The sequence below is a fragment of the Novosphingobium sp. ZW T3_23 genome (assembly GCF_044987305.1).
Lineage (GTDB): Bacteria > Pseudomonadota > Alphaproteobacteria > Sphingomonadales > Sphingomonadaceae > Novosphingobium.
In genome coordinates this window covers 84,605-99,246 of sequence record NZ_JBJDRF010000005.1, presented here as the reverse complement: position 1 = coordinate 99,246, position 14,642 = coordinate 84,605, and the positions used below count along the sequence as shown (strand labels likewise).

The 14,642-nt window shown below is 66.5% G+C and carries 13 protein-coding genes; 10 read left to right on the top strand and 3 right to left on the bottom strand.

Features of this window, described 5'->3' with window-relative positions; genetic code table 11:
• Positions 1-11: 11 nt before the first annotated feature.
• The 6 genes from ACI3K3_RS04865 (at position 12) to mtnP (ending at position 5,725) form a co-directional block, all read left to right on the top strand.
• Positions 12-1,262 (top strand): aspartyl/asparaginyl beta-hydroxylase domain-containing protein, encoded by a 1,251-nt coding sequence (locus ACI3K3_RS04865; RefSeq protein WP_404912495.1) that lies wholly within the window; start codon positions 12-14, stop codon positions 1,260-1,262.
• Between the two features lie 8 nt (positions 1,263-1,270).
• The gene (locus tag ACI3K3_RS04860; protein ID WP_404912494.1) at positions 1,271-2,749 is read left to right on the top strand and encodes a 2OG-Fe(II) oxygenase family protein; all 1,479 of its coding nucleotides are present in this window, start codon (positions 1,271-1,273) and stop codon (positions 2,747-2,749) included.
• Between the two features lie 92 nt (positions 2,750-2,841).
• On the top strand, positions 2,842-3,147 hold the full coding sequence (locus tag ACI3K3_RS04855; protein WP_404912493.1) for a hypothetical protein: 306 nt from the start codon (positions 2,842-2,844) through the stop codon (positions 3,145-3,147).
• A 226-nt stretch (positions 3,148-3,373) separates the two neighbouring features.
• Positions 3,374-4,159: an SDR family oxidoreductase gene (locus tag ACI3K3_RS04850; RefSeq protein ID WP_313441890.1), complete on the top strand. Its 786-nt coding sequence runs from the start codon at positions 3,374-3,376 to the stop codon at positions 4,157-4,159.
• Positions 4,160-4,179: 20 nt separating this feature from the next.
• Positions 4,180-4,845 (top strand): TetR family transcriptional regulator, encoded by a 666-nt coding sequence (locus tag ACI3K3_RS04845; protein ID WP_404912492.1) that lies wholly within the window; start codon positions 4,180-4,182, stop codon positions 4,843-4,845.
• Positions 4,835-5,725, top strand: a complete 891-nt coding sequence (gene mtnP, locus ACI3K3_RS04840; RefSeq protein WP_404912491.1) for an S-methyl-5'-thioadenosine phosphorylase — start codon at positions 4,835-4,837, stop codon at positions 5,723-5,725. The genes ACI3K3_RS04845 and mtnP overlap by 11 nt, the downstream gene beginning before the upstream one ends.
• Positions 5,726-5,758: 33 nt before the next feature.
• On the opposite strand, the gene ACI3K3_RS04835 is transcribed toward mtnP, so the two are convergent.
• Together ACI3K3_RS04835 and ACI3K3_RS04830 are read right to left on the bottom strand one after the other, a co-directional pair.
• A complete protein-coding gene (locus tag ACI3K3_RS04835) occupies positions 5,759-6,439 on the bottom strand; it encodes an SDR family NAD(P)-dependent oxidoreductase (protein ID WP_404912490.1) in 681 nt (226 codons plus the stop codon).
• 174 nt (positions 6,440-6,613) lie between these two features.
• Entirely contained in the window at positions 6,614-7,093 is a 480-nt protein-coding gene (locus ACI3K3_RS04830; RefSeq protein WP_404912489.1) for a peroxiredoxin, read from the bottom strand.
• A gap of 274 nt (positions 7,094-7,367) precedes the next feature.
• Between ACI3K3_RS04830 and ACI3K3_RS04825 the strand changes: the two genes are divergently transcribed.
• Entirely contained in the window at positions 7,368-9,602 is a 2,235-nt protein-coding gene (locus ACI3K3_RS04825) for a TonB-dependent receptor (protein WP_404912488.1), read from the top strand.
• A 125-nt stretch (positions 9,603-9,727) separates the two neighbouring features.
• On the opposite strand, the gene ACI3K3_RS04820 is transcribed toward ACI3K3_RS04825, so the two are convergent.
• Positions 9,728-10,405 carry a TetR/AcrR family transcriptional regulator gene (locus ACI3K3_RS04820; protein WP_404912487.1) on the bottom strand — a complete coding sequence of 226 codons (678 nt, stop codon included), beginning with the start codon at positions 10,403-10,405 and terminating at the stop codon, positions 9,728-9,730.
• Positions 10,406-10,491: 86 nt separating this feature from the next.
• Here ACI3K3_RS04820 and ACI3K3_RS04815 point away from each other — a divergent pair, with 86 nt between their 5' ends.
• Genes ACI3K3_RS04815 through ACI3K3_RS04805 form a run of 3 tightly spaced genes read left to right on the top strand, consistent with a single transcriptional unit; the run spans position 10,492 to position 14,635 of the window.
• On the top strand, positions 10,492-11,604 hold the full coding sequence (locus ACI3K3_RS04815; RefSeq protein WP_404912486.1) for an LLM class flavin-dependent oxidoreductase: 1,113 nt from the start codon (positions 10,492-10,494) through the stop codon (positions 11,602-11,604).
• A gap of 59 nt (positions 11,605-11,663) precedes the next feature.
• The gene (locus tag ACI3K3_RS04810) at positions 11,664-12,251 is read left to right on the top strand and encodes an NADPH-dependent FMN reductase (RefSeq protein ID WP_404912485.1); all 588 of its coding nucleotides are present in this window, start codon (positions 11,664-11,666) and stop codon (positions 12,249-12,251) included.
• Positions 12,248-14,635 (top strand): glycoside hydrolase family 3 protein, encoded by a 2,388-nt coding sequence (locus tag ACI3K3_RS04805; protein WP_404912484.1) that lies wholly within the window; start codon positions 12,248-12,250, stop codon positions 14,633-14,635. The genes ACI3K3_RS04810 and ACI3K3_RS04805 overlap by 4 nt, the downstream gene beginning before the upstream one ends.
• Positions 14,636-14,642: the final 7 nt, after the last annotated feature.

The window sequence follows — 14,642 nt, the reverse complement described above, 5'->3', positions numbered from 1 at the left end:
TCGGGGGGGCCATGAACTCAGGAGTTTCGACGTTCGTTGAAGTTGACCGGCTGACGGCGGCCGGAAATCTGGCCGGCGCGGCGCAGACGCTGGAGACGCTGCTGGCAGCGGCCGGGCCAGATGCCGGGCCTGGCATGGATGGCGCGGCTGGCGTGGCCCAGTGGCTCAAGCTCGCGGGTCTGCGTCGTGCCTTGCGGCAGCCGCAGCAGGCGTTGGCGGCGGTGCACCGCGCGCTGGAACTGGCGCCGCTGGACTTCATGGCGCTGGTCATGCGCGCGGGCCTGCTGGAAAGAAGCGGTGATGCCGGGGCCGGCGCGGCCTGGGGAGAGGCTCTGGCGCAGACCCCGCAAGGCCCTCTGCCGCCGCCGCTCGAAGCGGCGGTTTCGGCGGGCCGGGCGTTCCATGCCGACTGGCTGGACCGGCAGGAACAGCGGTTGGAGCAGGTCGCGCAAGCGGCGGCCGGTAGTGCCGGGAACGACGCTGCGGGCTCGGTGGAACGGCTTCCGGAAAGCCCGGTCGAGCGCGAAGCCGACCTTGCCTGGCGATTGGCCCGCTTCCGCGACAATATCCTGCGCAAGACACGGGTCTACCACAGCGAACCCACGCATTTTCATTATCCCGGTCTGGTCGAGCGCGAGTTCCATCCGCGCCATGCAACGCCCTGGCTGGCCGAAGTGGAGGCCGGTTTCGAGGACATCCGTGCCGAAATGCTGGCGCTCGTCCAGTCGGAACGCGCGGAATTGGAGCCCTATATCCAGTACGCGGATCACGAAAACCTCGCGCAATGGCGGCCGCTCAACAGGAGCAGGGACTGGAGCGCCATACACCTGCTGAAGCAAGGGGTCGAAGTCCCCGTCAATGCCGCGCAGGCGCCGCGCACCATGGAGATCCTCTCGCGCCTGCCGCAGCCGCGCGTGCCGGGCGCTTCGCCCAATGCGATGTTCTCGCTCCTGGCGCCGCACACCGCGATTCCCCCGCATGTCGGTGTCGATAACACGCGGCTGGTCTGCCACCTGCCTCTTGCAGTGCCGCCGGGATGCTGGTTTCGCGTCGGCGCGGAGACACGCGAATGGCGAGAGGGAGAGGCTTTCGCTTTCGACGATACCATCGAGCATGAAGCGATGAACCCCACGGACCTGCTGCGCGTCGTGTTCATTTTCGATGTCTGGCATCCCGGCCTGACCGCAAGCGAGCGTACGGCTGTGGCCGCTACGATCGCCGCCGCGGGCCATGGTGCAGGGCAGGGCGCTGGTGGCCTGTGAGAGGGGCGATGGCACGCGATGAACGACAAGCCCTGGCGGAGCTGGCCGAGCAGGCGCTGTCTCGGGGCGAGGAAGAACAGGCGGAAGCGCGGCTGACGGCCTGGCTGGCGCGCCAGACGGCGCCCAATCCGGCCAACGTCGTCCTCTTGCACTGGACGGCGATGCTGCGCCGCGCGCTTGACCGGCGCGAAGGCGCCATTGCCGCGCTGGAAGCGGCCATGCGTCTGGCGCCGGACGATGCCGGGGTAGTCCACGCCCTCGCGCATGTCTCGCTGGAAGCCGGCAGGCCATCGGCCCGGCTGTTCGAACAGGCGATCCGGCTGGCCCCGGCAAAGGGCGAAATTCGCCTCGGTCTGGCTTCTGCGCGCCTTGCCGAGGGCGAAGGCGCGCGGGGGCTGGGTGAAGTGGAGGCGATGCTCGGCGCCAATCCCGGATGGACGGAGGGGCATCGTCAGTTCGCCCAGCTTGCCGTGATGACCGGCCAGCCGCAACGCGCGCTCGCCAGTATCGAGGCGGCCTTGCAGCGCTTTCCGCAGAGCGAGGCCTTGCGGGCGCTTGCGATCGAGCTGCTGCTGTCAGGCGAACGCTACGCGGAAGCGTTGATGGTGGCCGATCGCGCCATCGCCGCGCACGGGCCGCAGCATTCCTTCCTGCTTTCCCGCGCCGCCGCCCTCGATGAACTTGGTCGCCTGGAGGAAGCCGCAGCCGCTTTCGAAGGGCTCGGCGCCGCGAAAGACCAGGGGCACGCGATTTGGCGCCTTCGCCATCTTCTGCGCATTGGCGAGGTGGCCGGGGCGATCGCCGAGATCGAGCCCTGGCTGGCGGGGCCCGGGGCGGAGGCGATCTGGCCATATGCCGCGCTGGCCTGGCGGCTCGGCGGCGATCCGCGAGCAGACTGGCTGGACGGTCAGGACGGTCTGGTGAGGGTGATCGATCTCGATCCGGCAGAGATCGGATTGGCCGCGCTCGTCCCACTGCTGCGCGATCTCCATGCGCGGTCAGGGCGGTTTCTGGACCAGTCGGTGCGGGGCGGAACGCAGACCGATGGCGCCCTGCTGGGCCGATGCGAACCCGAGATCGCGCGGGTTCGCGAGGTGCTGCGCCGTGAAGTGGCGGGCTTCGCAGCCGGATTGCCGCAGCCGGATCCGACGCATCCGATGCTGGGCCTCCGTAGTGCCGAACGGCCGAGGTTTGCGGGAAGCTGGTCGGTGCGGCTGGCCGGCGCGGGCTTCCACGCCGCGCATCACCATCCGCAGGGCTGGATCAGTTCCGCGCTCTATCTGGCTATTCCCAAAGGACTTTCGCCCGGCGAGGGGTGGCTGGACCTCGGCGGCGCACCGGCAGGCCTGGGCGATCTCGCGCCGCGCCTGTCGGTGGAGCCTCGCCCGGCCCGCCTCGTGCTGTTTCCCTCGTGGATGTGGCACGGAACGCGGCCCTTCGCGGCGGGCGAGCGGCTGACGATCGCCTTCGATATCGCGCGTACTTGAACTGCGATCCGTCCCGATTTACCTTCGTTCCATCCAGTCTTTTCGGCACGAAAACATAATCCCCGTGCCACGGAGTTTGCACGATGCATATCATGACGAAACTTGCCGCCGTCCTGGGCATGGGCGCCGGCGTTCTGGCGGCCGCGCCCGTTCTGGCCGGCGATCCCGCGCCGCAGACGGCGCCCGTTGCGCCGGCTGCCCCCGGAAAGGCCGATGTCGCCAAGAGCGAGATCGACAAGAACGACCCGATCGTCTGCGAGCGGGTGACGGAGATCGGTTCGCGCCTGCGCGCCAAGAAAATCTGCATGACCAAGAGCGAGTGGGCCGAACAACGTCGTGGCGATCGCTCCAATATCGAGCGCTCGCAGATCCAGCGCGGCATGGATCCGGTCGGCTGATTCCCGCCCTTCCGGGAAAGGTTCGGTTCGTCGCGGGCGGGAGAGGGCTTATCCTCTTCGCGCAAGCTGACGACTCCTGCGCGCGCAAGTAAACACGCCGGGGCGTGATTTCGCTCTGCGAGATTGACCTCCCCGCCGGAGCTGCTTAACCGGTTGATTAAATCACCGTGCAGACTGGCTGGGCCGCCGTCCGGTCGGCTTTCTCGCGAGCAGGAAGGGGAATCGCATGAAACTGGACAGCAGCCTTGCCGCAGTCGTCACCGGCGCGGCTTCGGGGCTTGGCGCGGCCACCGCGCGCGCTTTGGCAGCGCAGGGCGTGAAAGTCGCGGTGTTCGACCTGAACGTAGAGGCGGGAGAAGCCGTGGCGGCCGAGATCGGCGGCGTGTTCTGCGAAGTCAACGTCACCGACGATGCCAGTGTCGATGCGGGCTTCGCGAAAGCCCGCGCCGCGCACGGCCAGGAACGCATTCTGGTGAATTGCGCCGGGATCGCTCCGGCCGCCAAGACCGTCGGCCGCAACCGCGAGACCGGCGCGCCGCGCGCGCACGACATGGGACTGTTCGAAAAGGCGATCGCCATCAATCTCGTCGGCACTTTCCGCTGCGTCAGCAGGGCGGCGGCGGGAATGGCAACGCTCGATCCGCTGGACGCGGCGGGCCAGCGCGGCGCCATCGTCAATACCGCCTCGGTGGCGGCGCAGGATGGGCAGATCGGTCAGGCGGCCTATGCGGCCTCCAAGGGCGGCGTCCTGGCCATGACCCTGCCGCTGGCGCGCGATCTGATGGGTGAAGGCATCCGCGTCAACACGATCCTGCCGGGCATTTTCGAGACGCCGATGATGGCAGGCATGCCCCAGCAGGTGCAGGATGCGCTGGCGGCAGCGGTGCCGTTCCCCAAGCGCCTCGGCAAGCCCGAGGAATATGCCGATCTGGCGCTTTTCATGCTGGAGCATGATTATCTCAACGGCGAATCCGTCCGGCTCGACGGCGCGATCCGCATGGGCCCGAAGTAAGGTTCGCGGTCCGCAGAACGATGGCGCAAGGCAATCTTCCGGCCGGGAACGGCATAGTGGCAGCGGGCAGCCCGGCGGGCGCCCCGCCCGGCGCGCGGGCGCAACTGCTGGAAACGGCCAGCGCCATCATGCGCGACGGAGATGTGATCGATATCTCGCTGTCGGAGCTGTCGCTTCGTTCGGGGCTCAATTCGGCTCTGGTTAAATACTATTTCGGCAACAAGGCGGGCCTGCTGAAGGCGCTGCTCGACCGCGACTGGCAGGCCATCGTCACCAGCGTGGACGCGCTCGTCGAGAAGGACGGCTGGTCGCCCGAGGCGAAGCTGCGGCGCCACCTCTGGAAAGTCGTCGATACCTTTTACGAGGTGCCCTACCTCAACCGCCTGACCATGCGCATGGTGCGCGAGAGCGACGATGCGGAGGCGCGGCGCATCGCCGACAGCTATCTCTCGCCCATCTACCGCGCCTATGAGCAACTGATCGGCAATGGCGTGCGGGCAGGCGTCTTTCGCGAGATCGATCCGCAGCTGTTCTACTTCACCGTCACCGGCGCGGTGGACCGGTTCTTCTCGGCGCGGCTGGTGCTGAAGCACTGCTTCGACCAGGACACATTGACCGAGGAACTGCGCGACCGCTATCGCGAACACACGATAGACATCATCATGGCAGGTATTCTTGCGCGCTGAAAAAAGCAGCTTCTGGCACATCGGCGTTATCGGCGGTTCGGGTCTGGCCGCCGGCATCGAGCTGGAAGAAGCACAGGAAATCGCCGTCTCCAGCCCATTCGGCGCGCCCTCCGGCCCGGTAAGGACCGGCTGGCTTGACGGCGTGCGCTTCACTTTTCTCGCCCGGCATGGGGCCGGGCATGCGATCCCGCCATCGGCGGTGAACTACCGCGCCAATATCGACGTGCTGAAGCGCTGCGGGGTGACGGACCTCGTGGCGCTTTCGGCCATCGGCTCGCTGCGCGAAGAGATGGTGCCGGGGCAGATGGTCATGGTGGACCAGTTCATCGACCGCACGCAGGGCCGCGCAGGCAGCTTCTTCGGCACCGGGCTGGTGGCGCACGTCAGCCTGGCCGACCCGACATGTCCGCGCCTTTCTGGGATGGTCGGCGCGGCAGCGGAAGCGGCGGGGGCCACGGTGCATGGCGGCGGCTGCTATCTCGCGATGGAAGGGCCGCAGTTCTCCACGCGGGCAGAAAGCCGCATGTACCGCGCCTGGGGCGCGGACGTGATCGGCATGACCGGCATGCCCGAAGCGCGTCTGGCACGGGAGGCCGAGCTTCCCTATGCGATGCTGGGCATGGTCACCGATTACGATTGCTGGCGCGAGGAAGAGGCCGGCGTCGAAGTGAGCCACGTCCTTGAAGTCATGCATGCCAATGCCCGCATTGCGCGCGATTCCCTGCGGCACCTGGCGGCAAGCCTTCCGGCGGAGCGAGCGCCCAGCCCGATCGACAGGGCGCTGGACCATGCGCTGATCACCGCGCCCGAAGCGCGCGACCCTGCACTGGTCGCGCGGCTCGATGCGGTGGCCTGCCGCCTGTTCGGCGAGCGCGGCTGAGTCCCTCTATCAGCCGACTCAACACCAGCCATTTCAGCCGCCGCGCGTGACCGGGATCAGCGCTCCGGTAACGGCCCGCGCCGCGTCCGAGGCGAGGAAGCTGATGACGTCCGCGATCGCCTGGGGTTGAACCCAGCTTGAGAAGTCGGCGTCGGGCATGTCGGCGCGGTTTGTGGGCGTGTCGATGATGCTGGGCAGCACGGCGTTGACGGTGACTCCGGTGCCGGCAAGTTCCTCCGCCAGAGCTTCCGTCAGGCGATGGACGCCGGACTTCGAGGCGGCATAGGCGCCCATGCCCATGCCAGCCTTGATCGCCGCGCCCGCGCCAATGTTGACGATGCGGCCCGCCGAGGACTGTTTGAGCCGGGGCAGGGCGAGCTGGGTGATCGTTGCCGCCGTCGTCAGGTTCATCGCCTGCATGCGCGCCCAGCTTGCCAACGAGCCGTCTTCCAGCGTCTCCCAGGTGAAGCCGCCCGCCACATTGACCAGCACGTCGATGCCGCCATGTTCTGCCGCAACCCGGTCCAGTGCAGCGCGCGTGGCGGCCTCGTCGGTGAGATCGACACCGCCGATGTCGACCGCGCCCGCGAGCGGGTCTTTCGCCGCTGCCGCGTAGTCTATGCGGGCGACCTTGTCCCCTGCCTTGGCGAAGGCGGCGGCCACGGCCGCGCCGAGAATGCCGAAACCACCGGTGACGATAACCGAACGTGCCATGATAACTCCTCGTTTGGCGGGAGGCTAACGGCCGGGTCCGGGCGCTGCAAGGCATGGCATGCCGTCAGCGGGCAGCCAACGCCCCGTCGATGTAAGCGGCCGAGGAGGGGGGCAGGCAAAAGGCGGCCCCCCTCACAGGAGGCCGCCTCTCTAAACCCTTGCGAAGGGATGTTCTCAGAGCTGGCCGAGCATGTGATCGGCGGAGCTGACTTCGAACGCACCGGGTGCTTCGACGTTGATCTGTTCGACCACGCCATCGTTCACGACCATGGAAAAGCGCTTGCCGCGATGGCCCATGCCGAAGCCGGTGCCGTCCATCACCAGATCCAGCGCCTTCACGAAGTCGCCGTTGCCGTCCGACAGCATGGTGACATCGTTCGAGCCGGAGGCCTTGCCCCAGGCGCCCATCACGAAGGCGTCGTTGACGGCGGTGCAGGCGATTTCATCGACGCCCTTTGCCTTGAGATCGGCGGCCTTGTCGACGAAGCCCGGCAGGTGCTTGGCCGAGCAGGTGGGCGTGAAGGCGCCGGGAACCGAGAACAGCGCGACCTTGCGGCCCGCAAAGTATTCGGCGCTCTGAACCGGCTCGGGGCCGTCTGCGCCGACCTTGATCAGCTTGATGTCGGGCAGCTTGTCACCAACGGCGATGGTCATGGTTCAAATCCTCTTCATGCAAATGCATTGCGTGGGTTGCAGATATAGAGCCGCCGGACGCTGCGGCAATGTCGCAGGCTCCTTTTCGACGCTTTTCGGCGGCATAACAACGCGTTGCGTAGCGCTGGCGCAAGCGGGCATCCAATCGATGCACTCCGGCGAGAACAGCCGTTCTATCGGCTTGACGGTCATCGATTCGCATCGTAATTAGAATAAACATTCCGGTTTTATAAAGGCGCGCTTTCGCAAGGTGGCGCCGACATGGGAGAGATTGATGAGACTGGCATTCGTGCTCCTTTCGACGTCCGCAATGGCCGTTCCGATGGCCGCCCACGCGCAGGCTTCGCCGCAAGTCGCGGAAGACGCCGCAGCTCAAAATCTCGGCCAGAACCAGGGCACCGGTCTGGGCGACATCATCGTCACGGCCAACCGCACCGCCTCGGATGCCCAGGACACGCCGACCGCGCTGAACGTCTATTCGGGCGATGCCCTGCGTGATGCCGGCATCTCGTCGGTGCGCGATCTGTCGCTGATCGATCCCAGCGTGAACATCTCGCCTTCGGGCGGCGCGGCCTTCGTCGCGGTGCGCGGCATCGCCTCGACGGACGTGACCGAAATCGGCGACCCTTCGGTGCCGATCGCCCGCGACGGGTTCTACACCAACCGTCCCTTCGCGATTAACGCCTCCATGTACGACCTCGCCCGCATCGAAGTGCTGAAGGGGCCGCAGGGCACCCTGAACGGCCGTAATTCGACCGGCGGCCTCGTCAGCATCATCACCAATCGGCCGCAGTTCAAGAACGGCGGCTACGCCTCGGCGGAAGTGGGCAACTACGGCACGCTGAACGGCGAGATGGGCGCCAACCTCGCACTGACCGATACTTTCGCGATCCGCGCCTCGGGCACGATGATCACGCATGACGGCTACCGCAAGATCGCCGGTCCCTCGCGCGAGGGTGACGACGAGAACTTTGCTTCGGGCCGTATTCAGGCGCTCTACCAGTCGGGCGGCCTCTCTGCCTGGGTTTCGTACCAGCACGATTCCCGCGACGTGAACGGCGATGCCGTGCTGAACAGCACGCTCGGCGGGCCCAAGCCGGATCTCAAGAATCCGCAGTTCACCAGCAGCACTCCGATCATGACGAAGCTGGAAGGCGACCGGGTCCGCTGGGAGCTTTCCTACGCCACGGACTCGAACCTCAGCTTCACTTATGCCGGCGGGTATGACAGGCAGAACTGGCGCAACGTGCTGGACGCGACCGGCCCGGCCTATCCTTACGCCACCCGTCAGTTCCGCCAGCACGAAACCCCGAAGACCTGGAACCATGAGTTCCGCGTAGCCAATGACTCGGCTTCGAAGCTGTTCTTCCAGGCCGGCTACTTCCGGTTCGAGGAAAACAACACCGTCGATTCGGGCATCTACAACAACGATGCCACCGGAGACTTCGCGACCGGCGGCCCGCTGGAGGCGCTCGGCCAGCCCGACCGCTATTCGCTGAAGTTCGACTACAAGATCAAGACGCTGTCGCAGGCTGTGTTCGGGCAGGTGGAGTACGACCTGACCGACACGCTCGAAATCAGCCTGGGCGGTCGTTACACCTGGGACGAAAAGCGGCGCACCGGCCAGGCCGTGCTCAATCTGGCCGCGCTGGTGAACCCGTTCATCACCGCGCCGCTGATCACCACGCCGGGCAACGGCAGTCTGAAGGACAGCCAGCCGACCTGGCATGCGGGCCTGAACTTCCGGCCTCGGCCCGACACGCTGATCTATGCGAAGTACGATCGCGGCTACAAGTCGGGCGGCTTCAACTCGAACGGCAGCGCCGCCACCGTGCCCTATGACGCGGAACAGCTCGATGCTTTCGAAATCGGCACCAAGAACTCGCTGCTGGGCAACTCGCTCCAGATCAATGCCAGCGCGTTCTACTCGAACTATCGCGGCTACCAGGCCTCGCAGACGGCGCAGGCCTACCCGGACAGCAACGAAACCCTCAGCGGCATCTTCAACGTCGGCAGCGCGAAGATCTTCGGCGTGGAGGGTGAAGTGAAGGCGCTGCTGGGCGAACACACCCGCGTGGGCATCAATGGGGCTTACCTGCACACCAAGTTCGGCAGCGGTATCTCCGTCAACGACGGTGACGGCAATCCGCAGGACATCAGCGGCAATCGCCTGCCGAACTCGCCCAGCTTCACGGTCACCGCGTCGCTGGACCAGGACGTGCCGCTGTCTTCCGGCAAGATCACCGCGCATGTCGACGGGAAGTATTCGTCCAAATATTACTTCTCGGTCTTCAACCTGGAAGATGTTTCCACCGCCTCGTTCTTCCTGGCGAATGCTTCGCTCGGTTACGAACCGGATGTCGGCGGGTGGAAGGTGCAGGCCTACGTGCGCAACATCTTCGACAAGAACGTGCTCGCCTATGCGCAGCAGAACTTCAACTCGTTCATCAACAGCTACCAGTTCCAGCCGCCGCGCACTTACGGTGTGCGTGCCAGCGTCAGTTTCTGACGCGTCGAGAGTGTCATCGCAGGCCCGCGTTTCTCCTCCTTGGGCCTGCGGTAAACTGCAAGGGGCGCGGCATCGCTGCCGCGCCCCTTTTTTCGGAGAAGTTCAGCGCATTCCGCGAGGATTTCTCAGACGTCGGCCTTCAGATAGGCCAGGCACATCTTGCCGAGTTCGCGGTTCAGCTCTTTCCAGTCATGCGAATAGGCGGATTCCGCCGTGGAGCCGAGGCTCAGCTGGCGGGCCAGGGTGGCGAAGATGATCTGATAGGCAGCGTTGGCCTTGGCCTCGTGGTCCTCGCCCCCGAACGCTGCGCGATATTCCAGCATGGCCGTGATGCCCAGCGTCGCGGCGCGGTTGGCGCTTTGCTTGCCGGGCTCGGAGACGAGCGGGTCGAAGGCGGCGCGCTGCATGCTCAGGCGCAGCAGCGGGGCATGTTCGCGCAGGACTTCGGCGAAGGCCTGGACATAGCGGGGCACGAAAGTGTCGAGCGAGGTCGATTCGGCCCGCACGGTGGCCATCATCGCGTCCTCGTCCGCAGCCATGCGTTCGAGGTGGCTGGCGATCACCGCGCGAACGAGGTTCTCCTTGCTCTTGAAGCGCAAGTAGATCGACCCGATCGAGACATTGCCGTTCTGGCTCACGTCCTGGAGCGTGAACTCCTCGCTCCCGCGTTCGAGCATCAGCTTTTCGGCAGCGACCAGCATCCGTTCCAGCGACGCCTTGCTTCGCCCCTGCTGGGGTGTGCGGCTGACGGTTTCGACGGCCAGTTTTTTTTCGGAGGCGCGTGGCTTTGGACGAGTTGACATGACTGCCATAAACACATTATCGAAATCAGAACGTCAATTCTAATTTAACGGCATATCATTGCCGCGATGTTTCCTTGGGAGGGTACATGCGCTTTTCCGTATTTCTGAACGCCCGTTCGCTCGGCCCCGATCAGGACCGCAAACTGATGAAGGATCTGGAGGCGCACGCGAAGCTCGCCGCCGGTCTCGACTATGATGCGATCTTCCTGCCGGACCACCACTTCAACGGCTATATGCCGGTGGCCAGCGACAGCTTCATCTTCGCCGGCTACCTCGCCGCGCAGATGCCGCAGATGCATTTCGGCTTCTCGGTGGTCTCGGTGCCGTTGCACCACCCGGTGCGCTTTGCGGAGCGGATCAACATCCTGGACCAGCTCACCGACGGCAAGCTGCTGGTCGGCGTGGGCTCGGGCACCACGCCCGAGGAGATGATCGGCTTCGCGGTGGACTACAGGGATGCCGGCGCGATCGCGGAGAACAACCTGGCGCTGGCAGAGCAGCTCTGGGCCAAGCGGATGGACGACCCGGCGGTCGTGATCGACAACGGGCCGTACAAGGGCCGCGTGCTCCAGCGCATCACCCCGGCACCCTATACGCCGGGTCATGCCCGGCTGATGCCGGTGGCCATGAAGGAAGCCAGTTCGCGCCGCGCGGCCGAGAACGGCTGGCCGGCGTTCATCCCCGCTTTTACGCCCCCCAGGATCGGCGGCACCGAACCGTTCCTCCATGTCAAGAAGTGGTTCGACATCTACAAGGGCTTCCTGCTCGAAGCCGGGCACTCGGACGAGGTGGTGCAGGCCGCGCTCGACTGGACGACGCATACCTACCAGGTCGTCCATGTCGCGGAGAGCGACGACCAGGCGCGCGAGGAACTGGAAGTGATCCTGCGCAGCTACCAGGACGCGATCGAGCGCGAGGCCGAGTTCAACGCCCGCGCCGAAAGCGACGATGCCAACCGGAAGACCGACCGCACGCCGGATGCCCTGAGCGACGACTGGATCGGTACCTGGTGCCTCTACGGCTCGCCCGAAACGGTGGCCGAGCATTTGGCGCCCTATGCCGAACTGGGCATCGGCAACGTGCTCTGCGGCACCACCACCGGCCCGCTGACCGAGCAGCGCCTCGCCTATGGCGACCAGACGCTGCGGCTGATGGCGGAAAAGGTCATGCCGGCTTTCAAGGCGGCGGTTCCGGCCTGAGACTGAACTGACATGACGGCGCGGTGCCATAGAAGGCCGCGTTGCTTGAGGAGAATGCGATGACCGTGAATTCGCCCGCCGCGCCCCGGCGGATCGTGGGGCTTGGCGGCACTTTCCGCCAGGCGTCTTCCAGCGAGCGGATTGTGCGCGCCGTGCTGGCCGAATGTGCGGCACTGGGCGCCGAAACCGTGATGTTCGACGGGCCGGCGCTTGCCGGCCTGCCGCATTTCAACCCGGAAAAGCCGGATCGCACGCCGGATGAGCAGGCGCTGGTCGAGGCGGTGCGCGGCGCGGACGGCATCGTGATCGGCAGCCCCGGCTATCACGGCGGTTATTCCGGCCTCGTCAAGAACGCCGTCGACCTGCTGGAAGACTTGCGCAGCGATGCGCGCGTCTACTTCGACGGTCGTCCGGTCGGGCTCGTCGTCACGGCGGCGGGCTGGCAGGCTTGCGGCACCACGCTCTCGGCCATGCGCGACGTGGTTCATGCCATGCGCGGCTGGCCGACGCCGGTGGGCGTTGCCGTCAACTCGGTGGAGCAGAAGCCCTTCGCGCCGGACGGTTCGCTGGCGGACGAAAGCATCGCCCGCGCCGTGCGCGCGCAGGCCGAGCAGATCATGGGCTTCCGCATGGAGGTCGCAGCGTGAGCGGCCCCACGTTCGAAGAAGCCTGCGCGCTCACCGCAGGTGCGGCGATGTGGTCCACGCTGGCAGTGCCGGAGGCGGGGATCCCGTCTTTCACGATGTCCGATGGCCCACTGGGCATTGCCAGCGGCAAAGTGGATGAGCGCGACATCGCCTTGCTCAGCCCCTGCTCGACGCTGCTGGGCGCGACCTGGGACCGCGACCTCAACCGCCGTATCGGCGCCCTGGTCGGCAGCGAGGCCGTGGCGCGCGGCGTGGATGCGGTGCTGGCGCCCAATCTCAACCTCGCGCGCAGCCCGCTGGCGGGCCGGGCCTTCGAGTATTTCTCCGAAGATCCGGTGCTGACCGGCGTGCTCGGCGCGGAATGGGTCCTGGGCCTGCAAGCGACCGGCACTGGCTCGGTCGCCAAGCACCTGGTCTGCAATGACAGCGAAACCGCGCGGGACGAAGTGGATGTGCGCCTGGACGAGCGCACCTTGCGCGAAGTCTACCTGCTGCCGTTTCAATACGCGGTGGAGGCGGGCTGCGTGGGCCTGCTGGCGGCCTACAACAAGGTCAACGGCGCCTGGTGCTCGGAGCAGGGCCATGTCCTGACCGACGTGGTGAAGCGCGAATGGGGTTTCGATGGCCTGATCATGAGCGACTGGTTCGGCACCCATTCCAGCGAAGGCACCATCAATGCCGGGCTCGATCTGGAAATGCCGGGGCCGGCGCGGTTCATGGGCGAGAAGCTGGCAGCGGCGGTTTCCGCCGGGGCCGTCGATCCGGCCCGTATCGAGGATGCGGCCTCGCGCGTCGCCTCCGTTGCGCGGCGGGTTACTGCCGACAAGGCGCCGCCGATGCCTGCCGCCGAGGCCGAGGCCTTGCTGGTCGAGGCTGCCGCTGCCGGGTTCACTCTGCTGCGCAACGAAGGCCAGATGCTGCCGCTGGCGCCGGGATCGGTGAAGAGGCTGGCGGTGATCGGACCCAATGCCTGGGCGCCGTGTTTCCAGGGCGGTACATTCGCCAAGATCTCGATCTCGCCCGATGCGCCGACGCCGGTCGAGGCCTTGCGCCGCACTTATGGCACTTCCTGCGAGATCCTGTTCGAACCGGGCGTCGATCCGCAGCCGAACCTGCCGAACATGAGCGTCGCTCCGGCGTTCGACATCGGCGACGGTTGCGGGCGCGGGATGACGCTGGAATATTTCGCCGCGCCGGGCTGCACGGGCGATGTGCTCTCCCGAGAAACGCGCGACACCAATTCGCTGGTCTGGTTCGTCGGGGTCCACGAGCAGGCCCGGTTCGGCGAGCCGGGCTCGGTCCGCGCCAGCGGCCGCTACACCGCCACGCGCGGCGGCACCCATGTGCTGCATCTGGGATCGACCGGCGCGGCGCGCATTCTCGTCGATGGCGAGGAGGTTCTGCGCGCCGGCGGAGAGATCCCGGCGAGCGACGTGATGGGCGTGCTGAAGCGCGGCGATTCCGACTGCATCGGCATCGACCTCGCCGAGGGGCAGGAGGTGACGATTGCGATCGAGTTCTCGTGGACCGGCGGGCGCGTACAGGGCCTCTGGTACGGTCTGCGCGGTCCCGGCAGCGCCGAGGAGATGCTGCAAGCCGCCGTCGATGCCGCGCGCGGAGCAGATGCGGTGTTCCTGATCGTGGGCGAGACGTCGGACTCGAGTGTAGAGAGCAAGGACCGTCCCGATACCCTGCTGCCGGCCGAGCAGCTTCGCCTGATCGACGCGGTGACGGCGGCGAATCCGCGCACGGCGGTGATCGTCAATGTCGGCCACGCCTTCGACAGCAGCTGGGACCACAAGGCAGCGGCGCTGCTTTCAGTGTGGTATCCGGGCGAGGGCTTTGCCCGCGCGCTGGCGGACGTGCTTTCGGGCGCGCGGGAGCCGGGCGGGCGACTGCCGGTGACGATCGCGGCCGACGAGGCGGACTACCCTGCTTTCGCACTCCAGCCTGCCGCCGATGGCACGCTGACCTATTCGAAAGGGGTCCTGCCGGGCTATCGCGGTCTTCTCGCCGCAGGCAGGAAAGCGCGCCATCCGTTTGGATCGGGCATGGGCTATGCCCGTTTCGCCTGGTCCGACGCCGATGTGGAGGACGGGGTGCCTCAGCTTACCGTCACCAACCTATCGGACCGCGCGGGCAGCGATGTCGTGCAGGTCTACCGCGACGCTCCGGAGTCCGCGCTGGTGGGCTTCGTCCGCGTCGAACTGGCCGCCGGGGAGAGCCGCCGCGTGGCGGTGCCGCTGGAACCGCGCGCACTTCAGCGCTGGAGCGACGAAAGCCAGGGCTGGCAGCCGGTCGCGGAGCGTCTCTCGCTGCGCCTCGCGAGGCACTGCGAGGATGAAGGACTATGCGTCGAACTGGAGATAGCCGCGCTCGCTTGAAGCGCGG